The sequence below is a fragment of the Natrinema sp. 74 genome, assembly GCF_046097095.1.
GTDB lineage: Archaea > Halobacteriota > Halobacteria > Halobacteriales > Natrialbaceae > Natrinema.
Map to the genome: position 1 here is coordinate 1,337,489 of NZ_CP175698.1, position 14,149 is coordinate 1,351,637.

Sequence of the window (14,149 nt, forward strand, 5' to 3'; positions counted from 1 at the left end):
GCGTTGCGATCAGTGTGTGAATCGTTTCAGTGGCGACTAGGGCGCGACTCGTCGTCAGATATCCGTATCGTCCAGGACAAATTGAAAAATTGACAACACGACGAAGCCGCCCGCCAAGACGATGCTCTCTACTACCCCGTACTGGAAGGGGTAGACGGAGAGTCCGAGGAACAGTAGCGCACCGATGACGCCGACCACGCTAAGCAGAAACATTGTCGCCGGACGATCCATATGCTAACTAAGATATCGGCGGTGAAAAAAGTGGACTACTATCGATCGGTTCTCCGTCCCCGTGCGGTTCACGTGGGTCTGACAACTGGTGCTCAAGCCCTCGGGCCGGTCAGGCGACGGAACTGCGAGGAGACGTACGCGACCAGCACGTCGTCCTCGGGGGAGACGCTCCCGGTGAGTCCGAGCGACAGCGGGAGCGCAGCGATGGCCGCGACGTGGTCGAGGCCGAGAGCGACGACCGGGACGAGCAACAGAAGGAAGCTCGCGTTCCGGGCCAGCCCCTGATACGCCACTCGCTCGTGTGGGCGACCGTCACCGCTTCGGATAGCCGATCCGACGACATCAACCGAGCCGCCTCGAGTGAGACGCCCGCGCGATTCCGGTATCACAGACGACGCACGACCGCAACTCGTTTTCCGCGGTGAATCGATCGAACAGCCTTGAGAGCCGCACGTCGTGACTCGCCAGCACCCCGCCGGGCTCGAGGGATTCGAGTGCCGTCTCGTACTCGAAGCGCATGTGGGGCAGCCGGTGGTCCGAATCGTGCAAGAAGAGATCGACGGGACCGACGCGCTCGAGCAACGTCGGAAGTACCTCCCGGGCGTCGCCTTCGTGAAGCCGCCAGCGGTCGCGACAGTGGTCTGGGATCAGGTGGCCGTACTCGAACGGCCCTGGTGGTCCGCCGGGCAGGTCGACCGAGTGCAGCGTCCCGCCGCCGTTTTGCTCCATCGCCGCCAGCACGTGTGCGTCGAACGAGCCGAACAGTACGCCGGTTTCGACGGCGGTCTCGATCCCCAGCGCGCGACAGACGACGTAGGTCGTCATCCCGTCGCGCCAGTGGGTCGTGTCGGTCGCGACGCCGGCCTCGTGGATTTCCGCGACACCGTCGGCGTAGGAGTCGTGGAACCACTCGAGATCGCCATACTCGCGCTCGTACTCGCGGAGTTCGGCCGCCGACGCCGGAAGCACGTCAGCCAGTCGCTCGGCGCGCTCGCGTGTTTCCTGGCCGTAATCGAGACGGCGACGCTCGAGGTCGAGGCGAGCCTTCCGGACGGCGTAGATCGCGTCGCGGACGAGCCCCGCCATTACTTGTATCCCAGCGCCTCGAGGCGCGAGCCGATCTCGTCGCCGGCCGCGTTGCCGTCGCGATCACGGATTCCGTCGGGGAGCCCGGGATCGCAGGTCTCTCGATCACGCCCCTCGCGGACCACCCAGGGGACCCGACGGACCGCGGGGACCGGCGTCCCGGGCGGGTGCGACCAGACGCCGAATTCGCCGACGCCGTTGCCGTGGTCGCTGGTCATCGCGACACGGCCGTCGCAGTTCTCGAGCAGTCGCGTCAGGTCGTCGAGGACCCACTCGAGGTTGTCCCGGTAGGCCCCCCAGACCGCCTCGAAGGAGAGGTCGCCGTCGCGGACGCGCAGCCAGGGGTCGTTCATCGAGTCGCCACCATCGTCTTCCGCTTCGGCGAGCGCCTCGAGGGCCTCGCGCTCCTCGGGCGAGAGGTCGGCGAGCTCGAGGTCCTCGTCGTCGCCGTTCGCGCCGTCGTCGCCGTCGGTGAACTGCCCCCAGTGTTCGATGTCGGCCGAGCCGAAGAACCACCCCGGCTGCGATCGGAACGGTGCGTGGGGCTGCATGTAATGAACGAGGACGCGGTCGATCCCGAGAGCCTCGCGCTCGCGCCAGACGGCGATCGCGGCGTCGGTCAGGGACCCGGGCGGAATCGTCGAGATTTCGTCGTCGACCCACTCGTCGCGCCAGGCCTCGTGGAAGACGCCGAAATCGTCGGCCGAAAGCGGGAGGACCTCGTCGGAGGTGACGAGGATGTGCTCGCAGGACTGCGACGAAAAGGGGTTGCCGGTCACGTAGGCGGTCCGAGCCATCTCCGCGCGGTGTGCCGGGCCGAAGGTCCGGTCCATCCACTCGGCCGACTGCGAGCCGACGGACCACAGCGAGTCGACCGCCTCGGGGCCGGGAAGCGCGTCGTGGCCGACCGCGGCGACCTCGCGCATGAGATCGAGGCGACAGCCGTCGAGGATACAGCAGACGTCCCACTCGCGCTCCCAGACGGGCGTCGCGGGGAGAAGCCGCGAGAGCGCACCGCCCAGACGCCCGGTCGCGAGCTTCTCGGATACCGTCGCGAAGTCCATTGGCGTCGTTCTGTCTACTCACTGGTGCCGATTCTGTTAGAAGCTTGTGATCGAACACCGACTCGTTCGCCGACCGAACGAAGCCCCGCGTCACACGGTCGGCCGACGTTCGACCGACGGGTCGTCCCGACTCGCAGCAACTATGCCATACGGTAACAAGGCTTATTACATCGCTGTTCGTAACGTTCGATGAGGACCGTCAAACAGGTCCGTGTGACGAAATGAGCCCCTCACCACCGGAAACCGAGACGTACGAAGTCACGCTCTCCAGAGACGAGCAGTGGGTCGTTCACCACGTTCTCTCGAACCGCCTCGACGAGGCCTTCAACGCCGAAGAAACCCCACCCGAGTGGGTCATCGAGGTACTCGAGGCGGTCGAGACCGACGGCGCTACGGAACGACTCACTGGCCATCAGGCCGGCCGCGTCTATGACGCGCTCGCCGCGTACGTCGACCGTGAGGAGACGCCCGACCGAGACGTCGGCCACGGCTCGGCCGTCCTCGACCGGCTCGAGGACGTCCGCGAAGCCCGAGCGTAGCTCGGCACGCAGTTTTTCTCTCGGCGAGACCGGCTCTCCGCAGTCGATACTCTCGCCGGCGTCCGTCAGTGGCGGGTCGTCGCTCGGACGGCTGTGATCGCGAGCAGATCGCTGAGAGCCGGCCAATATAGTGCAGTTGGATCAGCCGCTATTTCTACTGGATCACGGCGCCGAGAACCCGGCGGACAGCATCTACGGCGTGCAGCGGGCGACGACGAGGACGTCGACAGACGGCGACGGTCGGTCGGTACTCCACTTCGATTCCGCGGCCGTCCTCGAGTATTGTACACCTATGTAGGAACCAATCGAATAGTGATAAATAATATACCAGAACTCATTTATATTATGATGGAATACGGCGGGGCAGAGCGTGATATGAGATGACACTACAAGAGACACTCGATATCGATAGGCGAACGTATCTCGAGATGGCCAGCGGTGCTGTGTCGATTCCCGCGCTGAGTAGTGCGGTGGGCGCACAGAGCGACGACGCCGAAGACGCGCCCTCGAACGTCACCCGTTCTCGTCAGGAAAAGTTCGACCGACTGGACACGTATCTCGACGAGAACGGCCTCGAAGCCGTCTGGTTCGCGGATTCGGACGCTTACGTGTGGCTCACCGGCCGAAGCAACATCATCGACCGGAGTTCGTCGACCGGCGTCGCCGCCGTCGGCTACGACGGGTCGGGTCTTACTATCGTCGTCGACAACGACGAACGCGCGCTCGTTCGGGAAGAGCGGTTCGACGGCGGCGGTTCGGATGACTGCCACCTGACGCCGGCACTCCCCGACGTGACGATCGAGACATTCCCGTGGTACGCTACGTCGCTCGGCGACGCCGTTGCGGAACACTCGCCGACGCCCGCAGCCGCGGCCTTCGACGTACCCGGGTTCGAATCGCTAAACGCGAGCGCGCTCCGACAGCCGCTCACGGCCGGCGATATCAAACGGTATCGGACGCTGAGCGCCGAGACGGCCGCCGCGGTCGAGGGAGTCTGTCGAAACGCCGAGTCGGGCGACACCGAGCAACAGGTCGCAAACGCACTGGGCTGTGCGCTCGATCAATACGGTATCGATCATCCGGTCGTACTCGTGGCGGGCGGAGAACGGGCACGGAAGTATCGCCATCCCGTTCCGCGGGACGTCGAACTCGGCGAGTACGTCGTCGTCTCCGTCGTCGGCCGACGACTCGGGGAGTACGCCAGCTGTACGCGCACGGTTGCCTTCGACCCGCCGGAGTGGCTCGAGAAACGACATCGAATCGCGACGCGCATCGACGCGACCGCGCTGGTCTCGACACGAGCGGCCGCACGGTCGGACGGAACGGCCGGCGACGTCTTCCGGGCCATTCAGGCCGGGTACAGGGAAGCGGGCCTTCCGACCGAGTGGCAGGAACACCACCAAGGTGGCGCGGCTGGGTACGCGAGCCGAGAGTGGGTCGCGACGCCGGGGCTACAGACGAGGGTCACGGCACCGATGGCGTACGCGTGGAATCCGACCGTAAAAGGGGCAAAGAGCGAAGGGACGGTCTTGGTGACGGACGACGCGATCGAACCGCTCACGACGACTGGAGAGTGGCCGACTCTCGATGCGGCGTCGTATGTGGAGGACGCTACCGTCACTCGGCCCGACATCCTGTACAAGAACTCGTAGACTCTTCCGCTGGGCGCGTCAGGGCCGCGTCGTCGCCCAAACGGCCGCCACCGCGAGCAACACGGCGGGGGCAAGTGGGAGAATCAGCAGCGCAAAGCGGTAGCCCTCCGCACCCGGCGGGAACAGATAGATGGCGGTCGGAGCGACGAGAAAGGCAAAGACGATGACGCCAACGAGCGTCCAGCCACGCCAGTCGAACTCCCGGTCGGTCGAATCGGGATGTGGTGGGTCGGAACCGCCGGCGGTTTTGGTCCGCTTCCCACCCTCGTCGAACGTGGACGGGTCGTGGACGTATCCGCCATCGTCGCTCGGGCTCATATTTGGGCGTTTCGAGGCGGTAGTAAAAGGATCTGTGGTTCCGAAGAGATGTTGCGTCGCGGCCGAACCGGTTCGGCGTATGACTTGAGTTGGCCGCTGAAAGCCGATTTGAACGGAGACACAACGCGACTCGAGTCACCGTCACCGCTGTCTCGTGGACAATGAAGTTACATGAAGTTACTTGTACTGCAACGACGATCGATCATAGCATGGGAACGTGGCTGCGGACAGTGACGAAGATCCACCACTACCACTACCCCGTTCTCGCCTGTGTCGGGCTGATCGTAACGGTCGTGCGCTCTAGTCCGGGAACACACCACTACACCATCGGGCCGATAACGGTCGACGCTTTCTACAGTACCCTGCTCGTGTTCGGGGCGCTATTGATCCTCTCCGTGGCAGATACGTACGATCCGGAAGATTATGAGCTCGAGTCGGACGACGCCGAACGGTAACGGCGCTACCTCGGCAGCGCCGAGCCGATTCCGAATCGCCGTCGTCGATTCCTAGAGTTCGCTGTCCGGCCGAACGACGACCTTGCCGAAGCCCTCTCGGTTCTCGATGATCTCGTGGGCGCGGTCGATTTCGCTCATCGGCAGTTCCTCGCGGATCGCGGGCTCGAAGGTCCCGTCCCAGACGAGTTCCATCACGTCGTCGACCTGGCCGGGCGTGGCCATCGTCGAGCCGATGATCTCAAGTTGGTTCCAGAAGATCCGCGGGATGTCCGTCTCCGGCGCGCCGCCCCCGGTGCCGCCACAGGTGACGAGTCGCCCGCCCTTGGTCAGACTCGCCAGCGAGTCCTGCCAGGTGGGCTCGCCGACGTGTTCGACGACGACGTCGACGCCGCGGCCGTCCGTCTCGGAACGGACCCAGTCGGCGAAGTTCTCCTCCTCGTAGTTGCAAACGTGATCGGCACCGCGCTCTTTTGCGTACTCGAGTTTCTCCGCCGTGCTGCCGGTCGCGTATACCTCCGCGCCCGCGTAGTCGGCGATCTGGAGGGCCGCGTGGCCGACCCCGCCGCTTGCACCCAACACGAGCACCGATTCGCCGGCCTCGAGGTCGGCGCGCTCGATCAGCATCCGCCAGGCGGTCTGGAAGACCAGACAGCTCGAGCCGGCGACTGCCCAGTCGACGCCCTCGGGGACGGGGATCAGGTTGTCCTCGGGGATCGCGGCGTACTCGGAGTGAATTCCGGGAACGTGTTCGCCGATGATGTGAAAGCGCGGGTCGAGCGTCGGATCGTCCATCCGCAGGTCGCCCACGCCGGCGGAAAGCGCGACGCGGTCGCCCTCCTCGAAGCGGGTGACGTTCTCGCCGATTTCCTCGACGATTCCGGCCCCGTCGCTGCCGGGGATGTGTGGCATCTCGAGGTCCAGTCCCGGCATCCCCCGGCGCGTCCAGATGTCGAGGTGGTTGAGCGCGGCCGCCTTGACGTCGACCAGCACCTCGTCTGTGCCGACCCCGGGGTCGGGATACTCGCCGTATTCGAGGACGTCCGTGTCGCCGTGTTCGGTGACTTTGACTGCCTGCATATACCGTTAGCAACGGAAACGCCGTCCATAACAGTTGGGCTACCAGCACGCTGATGGCGCGGTCTGTTTGCACTGCAAAGTGACTTTGCGATGCAAACTACTATGTTTCAGCGAGCCGTCGGATCGATGCAAAGTGATGGCGACCGAAACAGCAACGGCGGGAGAAACGGAGCGAGCATCGGCCGAGAACCGCGGTACCCGGCTCTCACAGGCCCGCGCGTTCACCGTCCGAAGTCTCCGAGAGGTTCGACACAGTTGGCTCATGCTGACGTGGGTGGTCTCGTTTCCCGCGATCATGTACCTGCTCCGGGTGACGCAGGGCGGCGAGACATCGGCCGCCGCGGACGCAAGCGTCGCGCTCGGTACCGGCGTCCTCGGTGCGATGTTCGTCTGTCTGTTCGTCTTCGGAAACCAGCTTGCGACGGATCTCGAGGATCGGCGGTACGAAGCCTACCGGTCGATGCCGATCTCGCCGGTGGCCGAACTGACCGGCCGGATGGCTGCCGGGCTCGTCCTCGCCGCGGGCGCGTTTGGCGTCACGATCCTCATCGGGGTCGCGACCGGCGCGTCTTTCGGACTCCGCGGTCTCGAGTCGATACCGATCGTCCTGCTCGCGGGCGTGTCGACCTGTCTGTTCTGGATGGTCGTCGCGATCCCGTTCGTGGTCGTCGCGGGGAACAAACGCGTCGCCTCGATGGCGACGACGCTCGTTGCGGTCATGGCGTTCATCCTCACCGGCCTCAACGGAGTCGTCCCGGCGCAGTCGACGATCGACGGGCACGTGTTGAACTACCTCCCGAACACGCTGGCGACGCGGCTGCTCGTCGCCCACCTCGTCCCGGCCGAGAGCTGGACCGCACTCGGCGTCTCGCCGCCCGCACTCCCGACCGAGCCGACGTTTCTCGCGTTGTTGGCCGTCTACACGCTGCTCGCGGTCCTCGCGGGAACGGTGCTCGTAAACAGGACGCTCTACCACCGGGGGTGGTCGGCGTGACCGACCCGATCGCGACCGCCGACGGTCTCCGCAAATCCTTCGGCGACGAAGGCGTCCTCGAGTCGGTCGATCTCACCGTCGAGGAGGGCGAACTACTCGTCCTCATGGGACCTAACGGGGTCGGCAAGTCGGTCCTGCTGTCCTGTCTCGCCGGCAGCCAGCGGCCCTCGGCGGGCGATATCGAAGTCTTCGGCGAGCCCGCGACCGCCCGCGCGGACACCACGAGTTTCCTCTTACAGGACGCACTGGCACTCGAGAAGCTCACCGGGCGCGAGAACGTCGACTTCTACCGGCAGCTTCACCCGCAGTTCACCGACGAGTGGCGCGATCGCGTCGAGAGCCTCGGCATCGCGGACGACCTCGAGAAGTCCGTCGCGGACTACTCCGGCGGGATGGTACGGAAACTCGAGCTCGCGATCGCGGCCAGCATCGACGTGCCGCTGTATCTGTTCGACGAGCCGACGGCCGCGCTGGATCTGGCGACGATTCCGACGGTCCACGAACTGTTTCGCGAGAAGCGAGCGGCCGGGAAAACCCTCGTCGTCGCCAGCCATCGGCCGATGAACGCCGACGTGGCCGACCGACTGGCCTTCCTCGCGGACGGTCGGATCGTCGCAACGGGATCGCCAGAGGAGCTGCTGGCGTCGGTTCCACCGGTCCTCGAGACCCGCGCGGCGAACGCGAGCGCGCTCGCCGATGGAGCCGCAGGCGAACCGTTCGCGGTGGCCGGGAACGTTCGAGCCGTCGTCCCGCCGCGATACGAGGACGCCGCCGACGATCCAGAGAGAGTTCTCGCCGACCTGGCGGCGGAGACGGGGATCGATCGGTCCGACCTATCGATCGTCGAACCGACCTACACCGACCTCTTTAATTACTACACGACCGGTATACAGACGATGACCGCTGAGTGACGATGGCTCGAGACGTCTCAGACGAGGTCGACGCGGACAGGCTCCGGACCCAGGTCGAAGAGATCAGGGGAGCGATGGGGCTCGCGTCGGACCATCCCTACTGGTGGCGGTTCTGGATCGTCGAGGGGATCTGTACCGGGGTCCTCTTTGCCGTCGTCCAGTTCTGGCTTCGCGAGGGGTTTCAGTCGTGGATCGCTGTCGCGGTCGCCGGCGTCATCGGCTGCGGGGAACTCACGAAGCGACGCCTCCGGTCGAGCTACGAACCGCCGGCCACGGGACTGCCGAGCCAACGGCGCTGGTTTCTCGCCATGCTCGCCGGGGTCGCGGTTCTGATCGCCGGGCTGCGCCCCGTCTTCGACGCGCTCGGCCCGACGAACGCGGTTCGGCTGGCGCTCGTCTCGGCCGGGGCCGTCGTCGGCGTCGGCTACGTCCTCATGGGCCAACTGCTTGCCGCGTACGATATCAGGGCCGCCGACCGGTACGCGTTCATCGGTGGCGGTGCGTGGATCATGGCCCTCTCGGCGGTGATTCCGTACGTCCCCGCCCTCGAGGGCTGGGAGTACGCTGCGCTCGGAACGGGGATCGCACTGCACCACGTCGCTACCTACGTCGCACTCTCACACCACTGACATGGAATTCGACAAACTCGTCCACCAACCGACTCGGCTCCGCATCTTCGCCCACCTCTACGCACACGGCGCGACGGCGTTTACCGACCTCACGTCGGCTCTCGAGGTGACCGAAGGGAACCTCGCCAGTCATATCGACCGTATGGAAGACGCCGATTGCGTCGCCGTCGAGAAGGCGTTCGTCGACGGGACGCCACAGACGACGTACCGACTCACCGAGCGCGGCGAAGACCTCTTCGAGGACCACGTCCGGACGCTCGAATCGCTCATCGACGGCCTCGAGACCGATTCGTCGCCGGAGTCGGACGCCGAGTCGGCGTCCGATACCGAACCGATTCCGGACCGAAACGCCGATTCGACTCTCGGCCCGGGTCCGGACCCGACCGCGTGATCCGGGTGCGTGGTTTTTACTCGCCGGCTTTCGAAAGCGGCATATGAACAAGACGGACGCGGGCGACGTTCCCGAACCCGACGATGCGACGCTCCGTTCCGGCGTCGTCACGATCTCGTCCGACCGATCGCTCGAGGATGATCCGGCCGGCGAAGCCGTCACCGCGGCGCTCGAGGAGGCGGGACACGAGATCGCGGTGCGAGAACACGTCAGGGCCGACCACGATCGGGTACAGTCGATCGTCTCGCGCCAGATCGACCGCGACGATGTCGACATCGTGATCACCGCCGGCGCGACGGGCATCGAACCCGGCGACGTGACCGTCAAAGCCGTCAAACCGCTGTTGGAAAAAGAGCTCACGTCCTTTGGCGACCTGTTTACCGCACTGGCCTACGAGCGGCTCGGCACGCGAGTCGTCACCGCACGGAGCCTCGCGGGCGTCGCTAAAGGGAGAGGAACACCGGTCTTCTGTCTCCCCGGTGTCGCCGACGTGGCGCGTATCGGACTCGAGGAGATCGTTCTGTCGGAGGCGGTCGCAATCGTGGACCTCGCGCGAGCGGACGACCTTGATGCCGACGAAGGCGGGACGGAAACCGACGCGGCGAACGGGGGTGTCTAACGTGGATGGCGACGGCGGCGGTGACGGAACCGATCGCGTCGACAAGGAGACCGTCCGTGAACGCGTCTGGGACGATCTCGAGGAGAGCGGCGAGGCACGATTTCCGTTCCCGCCACACGGCCGCATTCCGAACGTCGCCGGCGCGGACGCGGCCGCCGATCGACTGGCCGAACAGCCCGAATGGGAGGCGGCGACAGCAATCAAGGCGAACCCCGACGCGCCGCAACTACCCGTCAGGCGGACGGCGTTACGCGAGGGGAAGACCGTCTACATGGCCGTCCCGCGGCTCCGCGACGAGGCATGTTTCCTCAAACTCGACCCAGACGAACTCGAGGACTACGACGCGGCGACGACCGTTTCCGGCTCGTCCGAGCACGGCGAGCAAGTGAGACCGGACGAGGTCGATCGAGTCGATCTGATCGTCTCCGGCAGCGTCGGCGTTACGGAAGACGGTGGCCGAATCGGCAAAGGCGAAGGTTACAGCGACCTCGAGTACGCCGTCCTCCGCGAGCTCGGCCTGGTCAACGATTCGACGACGGTCGCGACGACGGTCCACGAGCGCCAGCTGATCGACGAACCAGTGACAATCGGCGCACACGACGTCTCGATGGATCTCGTCGTCACGTCCGAGCGAGTGCTCCGACCCGACGAGAGCGAACAGCCGGACGGCATCGACTGGGAACTCCTCGAGGACGAGCGGCTCGCGGAGATTCCGGTGTTGCAGCGGCTCGCGGAGCAAGAGCGGTAGTAACGCAGTGGCCGACGATCGATCGGTGTCCGAGACGAAGTCGAGTAGTTCTACCCCCGGGACGCGGCGAACCCGCCGCGCCCCGAATGCCAGAATTCCAGGGTGTGACGCGGGCCGGTGGGGCGGGCCCCCGCCAGCGAGAATCGGTTGGCAGTGGTGGGGAAAGGGTGCTGTGGTGGGGTTGCTGGAAGTCGCGGGAACAGGTGGTGGGTGCCATCGGTGGGGTCTGCCCGTCGACCTCCAATAATGTCTATGGGCGAACGTCACTTGAACGGGGGTGATGGTATACCGGCCTTACGCCGAATTCTGCCGAATTCACTACGGATTTACGCCGCCGATATCGGCCACGAGAAAGTTTACGCATCGGTCACGGGGCGCGCTCCCGAGCCCGTTGCTATCAAACTCGTGCATAAGGTAAGTAATACGGCGTTAAGGCGGTCGCGCTCGGACGACGGCGTCAGCCGACGAGTTCGTCGGCAACGACGCTCGCGTCCATCAACTGCGGATCGATCGCGAGATCGAGTTGGCCCTTGACGAATTCGGGAGCCGTCTTGCGGGCGTAGACGACGGTCCGCACGTCGTCGTTTAGATCACAGACGATCGGGATCGTCGTCGCCTGACCGATGTCGGTCAGGACGTACAGATCGGCGGCGACGATGCCCGCCTCCTCGAGTTGCGGTCTCGAGACGACGCCGTCGACGCGCGTGACGTCGACGCCCTCGGCCTCGAGGGCATCGCCGATACCGTCCTCGTCGGGGCCGGCGACGACCGCGGTCGTAGCGGAACTCATTCGTACTCGATGGTCGCAGGCGGTTTGTGGGTCACGTCGTAGACGACGCGGGCGACGTTGTCGTTCTGGCCGGTGATGCGCGACTGGATGCGCTGGAGGGTGTCCCAGTCGATCTCCTGAGCGCGGGCGGTCATCCCGTCGCGAGACTCGACCGAGCGCACGGAGACGACCCAGCCGTGGACCCGGTTGTCGCCCTTGACGCCCGTGGCCTTGCCGATCACGGCTGCAAGGGCCTGCCAGGGCTCGTACTCCTCGAGTTCCTCCTCGACGACGTGACACGAGTGGCGGGCAACCTCGAGTTTCTCCTCGGTGACCTCGCCGATCACGCGCACTGCGAGACCGGGGCCAGGGAACGGCATCCGCTCGGCGACGATTTCGTCTAAGCCGAGGTTGCGGGCGACCTCGCGGACCTCGTCCTTGTAGAGGTCCCGGACCGGTTCGACGATCCCGTCGAAGTCCACCACATCGGGCAGGCCGCCGACGTTGTGATGGGACTTGATCCCGCCCTCGCTCTCGATGCGGTCGGGGTAGATCGTTCCCTGGACGAGGTAGTCGGCGTCCGCGTCTGTGGCCTCGCGCTCGAACTCGCGGATGAACTGCTCGCCGATGACTTCGCGTTTTTCCTCAGGGTCCGTCACGTCAGCGAGGGCCTCGAGGAAGCGATCCTTCGCGTCGACGATCCGCAGCGACTCCATGTAGTCGAACGTCTCGCGGATCTGGTCGGTCTCGCCTTTCCGCATCAGGCCGGTGTCGACGTAGACCGGCGTCAGGCGGTCGCCGATGGCCTCGTAAGCCAGCGCGGCGGCGACCGACGAGTCCACGCCGCCCGAGAGGGCGATGACGGCGTTGGCGTCGCCGATTTCGGTCTCGATCTCTGCGACTGCGTCGGGGACGAACGTTTCGGTGTCTACCATCAGTGGGTGACCTCCGTTTCGGTGTCGGTATCGGTATCCGCGTCGGCGGATTCAGGTTCGGCTCCGCCGTCGACCTGCCCGAGAACGGCCTCGACCAGCCCCAGGAACGGCGGACTCGGCTGACCGGGCCGTGACGTGTACTCGGGGTGGAACTGCGTCCCGAAGAAGAATGGGTGGTCCTCGAGCTCGAGGATCTCCATTCGGTTGCCGGCCGTGCCGGAGAACTCCAGCGGCTCGTCTTCGAACTGATCGAAGTACTCGGGGTTGACCTCGTAGCGGTGGCGGTGGCGCTCCGAACACGAGGTGTCGCCGTAGAGGTCGTAGGCCAGCGTCTGGGGCTCGATCACGGTCGTATGCTCGCCCAGGCGCATCGTCCCGCCCATGTCCTCGACCTCGTACTGCTCGGGCAGAATGTCGATGACCGGATGGGGCGTGTCCGCCTCCATCTCGGCGGAGTGGGCGTCCTCGAGACCGAGTACGTTCCGGGCGTACTCGACGACGGCCATCTGGAAGCCAAGACAGAGCCCGAGGAACGGAACGCCGTTCTCGCGGGCGTACTGAACTGCGCGGATCTTGCCTTCGGAGCCGCGCATGCCGAAGCCGCCGGGGACGATGACGCCGTCCATGTCCGCGAGCTGGCCGTCGTGACCGGCGCTCAGCTCGTCGGCCGCGACCCAGTGGACGTTCACGTCGACGCCGACCTCGAAGCCGGCGTGTTTGAGCGACTCGTGAATCGACATGTAGGCGTCCTCGAGGTCGTACTTGCCGACCAGCGCGATGTCGACTGCGCCGTTTTTCTCGGTGGTGACGATCTCCCGCCACTCGTTGGCCCGCTCGCCTTCGGGCAGCGCCTCGTCGGCCAGCCCGAAGTGCTCCAAGACGTACTGGTCTAACCCCTCCTCTTCGACCATCAGCGGGACGTGGTAGACGTCCTCGACGTCGGGGTTCGAGAACACCGCCTCGGTCGGGATGTCACAGAACAGTGCGATCTTCTCTTTGGTCTCGGGGTCGAGTCGGTCCTCACACCGACCCACGATCACGTCGGGTTGGAGCCCGATCGAGCGGACCTCCTTGACCGAGTGCTGGGTCGGTTTGGTCTTTTGCTCGCCGTTTTTCGAGTACGGGACGAGTGTGACGTGGGTAAAGAGGACGTTCTCCTCGGGCTCTTCGTGGGCGAACTGTCGCAACGCCTCGAGGTAGGGCATTCCCTCGATGTCACCGACGGTGCCGCCGACTTCGATGATACAGACGTCGGTGCCTTCGGCGGCCTCGCGGATGCGCCGCTTGATGTCGTCGGTGATGTGCGGGATGATCTGGACGGTCTTCCCCAGATAGTCTCCCGCGCGTTCCTTCTCGATGACGTGCTGGTAGGTCTTGCCCGTCGTGATGTTGTGATCCGAGGTCATGTCGATGTCGAGGAACCGCTCGTAGTTCCCCAGATCGAGGTCGACCTCGCCCCCGTCCTCTAAGACGTAGACTTCCCCGTGCTGGTAGGGGTTCATCGTTCCCGCGTCGACGTTGAGATACGGATCGATCTTCACCGCGGTGACGTCGAACCCGGCATTTTTGAGGAGCCGGCCGGTGCTCGCGGCCGTGATCCCCTTGCCGAGTCCCGACATGACGCCGCCGGTGACGAAGATGAACTTGTTCCCCAGCGAGGGGTCATAATGAGTGTCCGATTCCGTCGGCATACCGAGTGTGCGCGCGACCGCCTGAAAACGATTTCGGGAC

At 65.2% G+C, this 14,149-nt stretch carries 17 protein-coding genes and 1 pseudogene; 9 read left to right on the forward strand and 9 right to left on the reverse strand.

All coding sequences use genetic code 11. The annotated features are described in order from the left end of the window. Positions 1 to 54: 54 nt before the first annotated feature. The 4 genes from ACJ70B_RS06720 to ACJ70B_RS06735 all read right to left on the reverse strand — a co-directional run bounded on the left by ACJ70B_RS06720 (position 55) and on the right by ACJ70B_RS06735 (position 2,381). Positions 55 to 213, reverse strand: coding sequence for a hypothetical protein (locus ACJ70B_RS06720; protein ID WP_408959636.1), 159 nt, complete (start codon positions 211 to 213; stop codon positions 55 to 57). A 110-nt stretch (positions 214 to 323) separates the two neighbouring features. Next, positions 324 to 524, reverse strand: a complete 201-nt coding sequence (locus ACJ70B_RS06725; RefSeq protein WP_408959637.1) for a hypothetical protein — start codon at positions 522 to 524, stop codon at positions 324 to 326. Between the two features lie 49 nt (positions 525 to 573). Next, complete coding sequence (locus ACJ70B_RS06730; protein ID WP_408959638.1) at positions 574 to 1,317, reverse strand: class I SAM-dependent methyltransferase; 744 nt, start codon at positions 1,315 to 1,317, stop codon at positions 574 to 576. After that, complete coding sequence (locus ACJ70B_RS06735; protein WP_408959639.1) at positions 1,317 to 2,381, reverse strand: hypothetical protein; 1,065 nt, start codon at positions 2,379 to 2,381, stop codon at positions 1,317 to 1,319. The genes ACJ70B_RS06730 and ACJ70B_RS06735 overlap by 1 nt, the downstream gene beginning before the upstream one ends. 221 nt (positions 2,382 to 2,602) lie before the next feature. On the opposite strand from ACJ70B_RS06735, the gene ACJ70B_RS06740 reads away from it, so the two are divergent. Both ACJ70B_RS06740 and ACJ70B_RS06745 read left to right on the forward strand, forming a co-directional pair. Further along, the gene (locus ACJ70B_RS06740) at positions 2,603 to 2,920 is read left to right on the forward strand and encodes a hypothetical protein (RefSeq protein WP_408959640.1); all 318 of its coding nucleotides are present in this window, start codon (positions 2,603 to 2,605) and stop codon (positions 2,918 to 2,920) included. Between the two features lie 380 nt (positions 2,921 to 3,300). Further along, a complete protein-coding gene (locus tag ACJ70B_RS06745; RefSeq protein WP_408959641.1) occupies positions 3,301 to 4,572 on the forward strand; it encodes a M24 family metallopeptidase in 1,272 nt (423 codons plus the stop codon). Positions 4,573 to 4,590: 18 nt separating this feature from the next. Here ACJ70B_RS06745 and ACJ70B_RS06750 read toward each other — a convergent pair whose 3' ends face one another. Further along, the gene (locus ACJ70B_RS06750; protein ID WP_408959642.1) at positions 4,591 to 4,890 is read right to left on the reverse strand and encodes a hypothetical protein; all 300 of its coding nucleotides are present in this window, start codon (positions 4,888 to 4,890) and stop codon (positions 4,591 to 4,593) included. Between the two features lie 209 nt (positions 4,891 to 5,099). Here ACJ70B_RS06750 and ACJ70B_RS06755 point away from each other — a divergent pair, with 209 nt between their 5' ends. Beyond that, the gene (locus tag ACJ70B_RS06755; RefSeq protein WP_408959643.1) at positions 5,100 to 5,345 is read left to right on the forward strand and encodes a hypothetical protein; all 246 of its coding nucleotides are present in this window, start codon (positions 5,100 to 5,102) and stop codon (positions 5,343 to 5,345) included. A gap of 51 nt (positions 5,346 to 5,396) precedes the next feature. On the opposite strand, the gene ACJ70B_RS06760 is transcribed toward ACJ70B_RS06755, so the two are convergent. After that, entirely contained in the window at positions 5,397 to 6,422 is a 1,026-nt protein-coding gene (locus ACJ70B_RS06760) for a zinc-binding dehydrogenase (protein ID WP_408959644.1), read from the reverse strand. A 136-nt stretch (positions 6,423 to 6,558) separates the two neighbouring features. On the opposite strand from ACJ70B_RS06760, the gene ACJ70B_RS06765 reads away from it, so the two are divergent. The 6 genes and pseudogenes from ACJ70B_RS06765 to ACJ70B_RS06790 all read left to right on the forward strand — a co-directional run bounded on the left by ACJ70B_RS06765 (position 6,559) and on the right by ACJ70B_RS06790 (position 10,714). Then, positions 6,559 to 7,416, forward strand: coding sequence for an ABC transporter permease (locus tag ACJ70B_RS06765; protein ID WP_408959645.1), 858 nt, complete (start codon positions 6,559 to 6,561; stop codon positions 7,414 to 7,416). Continuing rightward, on the forward strand, positions 7,404 to 8,327 hold the full coding sequence (locus tag ACJ70B_RS06770) for an ABC transporter ATP-binding protein (RefSeq protein WP_408959646.1): 924 nt from the start codon (positions 7,404 to 7,406) through the stop codon (positions 8,325 to 8,327). The genes ACJ70B_RS06765 and ACJ70B_RS06770 overlap by 13 nt, the downstream gene beginning before the upstream one ends. A gap of 2 nt (positions 8,328 to 8,329) precedes the next feature. Further along, positions 8,330 to 8,956, forward strand: coding sequence for a hypothetical protein (locus tag ACJ70B_RS06775; protein WP_408959647.1), 627 nt, complete (start codon positions 8,330 to 8,332; stop codon positions 8,954 to 8,956). A gap of 1 nt (position 8,957) precedes the next feature. After that, positions 8,958 to 9,245, forward strand: a pseudogene (locus ACJ70B_RS06780) (transcriptional regulator); the annotation flags it as partial. A gap of 145 nt (positions 9,246 to 9,390) precedes the next feature. Next, the gene (locus tag ACJ70B_RS06785; RefSeq protein ID WP_408959648.1) at positions 9,391 to 9,966 is read left to right on the forward strand and encodes a molybdenum cofactor biosynthesis protein B; all 576 of its coding nucleotides are present in this window, start codon (positions 9,391 to 9,393) and stop codon (positions 9,964 to 9,966) included. Continuing rightward, the gene (locus ACJ70B_RS06790) at positions 9,959 to 10,714 is read left to right on the forward strand and encodes a 5-formyltetrahydrofolate cyclo-ligase (RefSeq protein ID WP_408959649.1); all 756 of its coding nucleotides are present in this window, start codon (positions 9,959 to 9,961) and stop codon (positions 10,712 to 10,714) included. The genes ACJ70B_RS06785 and ACJ70B_RS06790 overlap by 8 nt, the downstream gene beginning before the upstream one ends. A gap of 457 nt (positions 10,715 to 11,171) precedes the next feature. Here ACJ70B_RS06790 and ACJ70B_RS06795 read toward each other — a convergent pair whose 3' ends face one another. From ACJ70B_RS06795 to pyrG, 3 genes are read right to left on the reverse strand one after another with little or no spacing between them, the layout of a single operon-like run. Continuing rightward, positions 11,172 to 11,504, reverse strand: coding sequence for a CTP synthetase (locus tag ACJ70B_RS06795; RefSeq protein ID WP_408959650.1), 333 nt, complete (start codon positions 11,502 to 11,504; stop codon positions 11,172 to 11,174). Then, positions 11,501 to 12,418, reverse strand: a complete 918-nt coding sequence (gene guaA, locus ACJ70B_RS06800) for a glutamine-hydrolyzing GMP synthase (RefSeq protein ID WP_408959651.1) — start codon at positions 12,416 to 12,418, stop codon at positions 11,501 to 11,503. Before guaA ends, ACJ70B_RS06795 begins: the two co-directional genes overlap by 4 nt. Further along, the gene (gene pyrG, locus ACJ70B_RS06805) at positions 12,418 to 14,109 is read right to left on the reverse strand and encodes a glutamine hydrolyzing CTP synthase (RefSeq protein WP_408959652.1); all 1,692 of its coding nucleotides are present in this window, start codon (positions 14,107 to 14,109) and stop codon (positions 12,418 to 12,420) included. Before pyrG ends, guaA begins: the two co-directional genes overlap by 1 nt. Positions 14,110 to 14,149 lie beyond the last annotated feature (40 nt).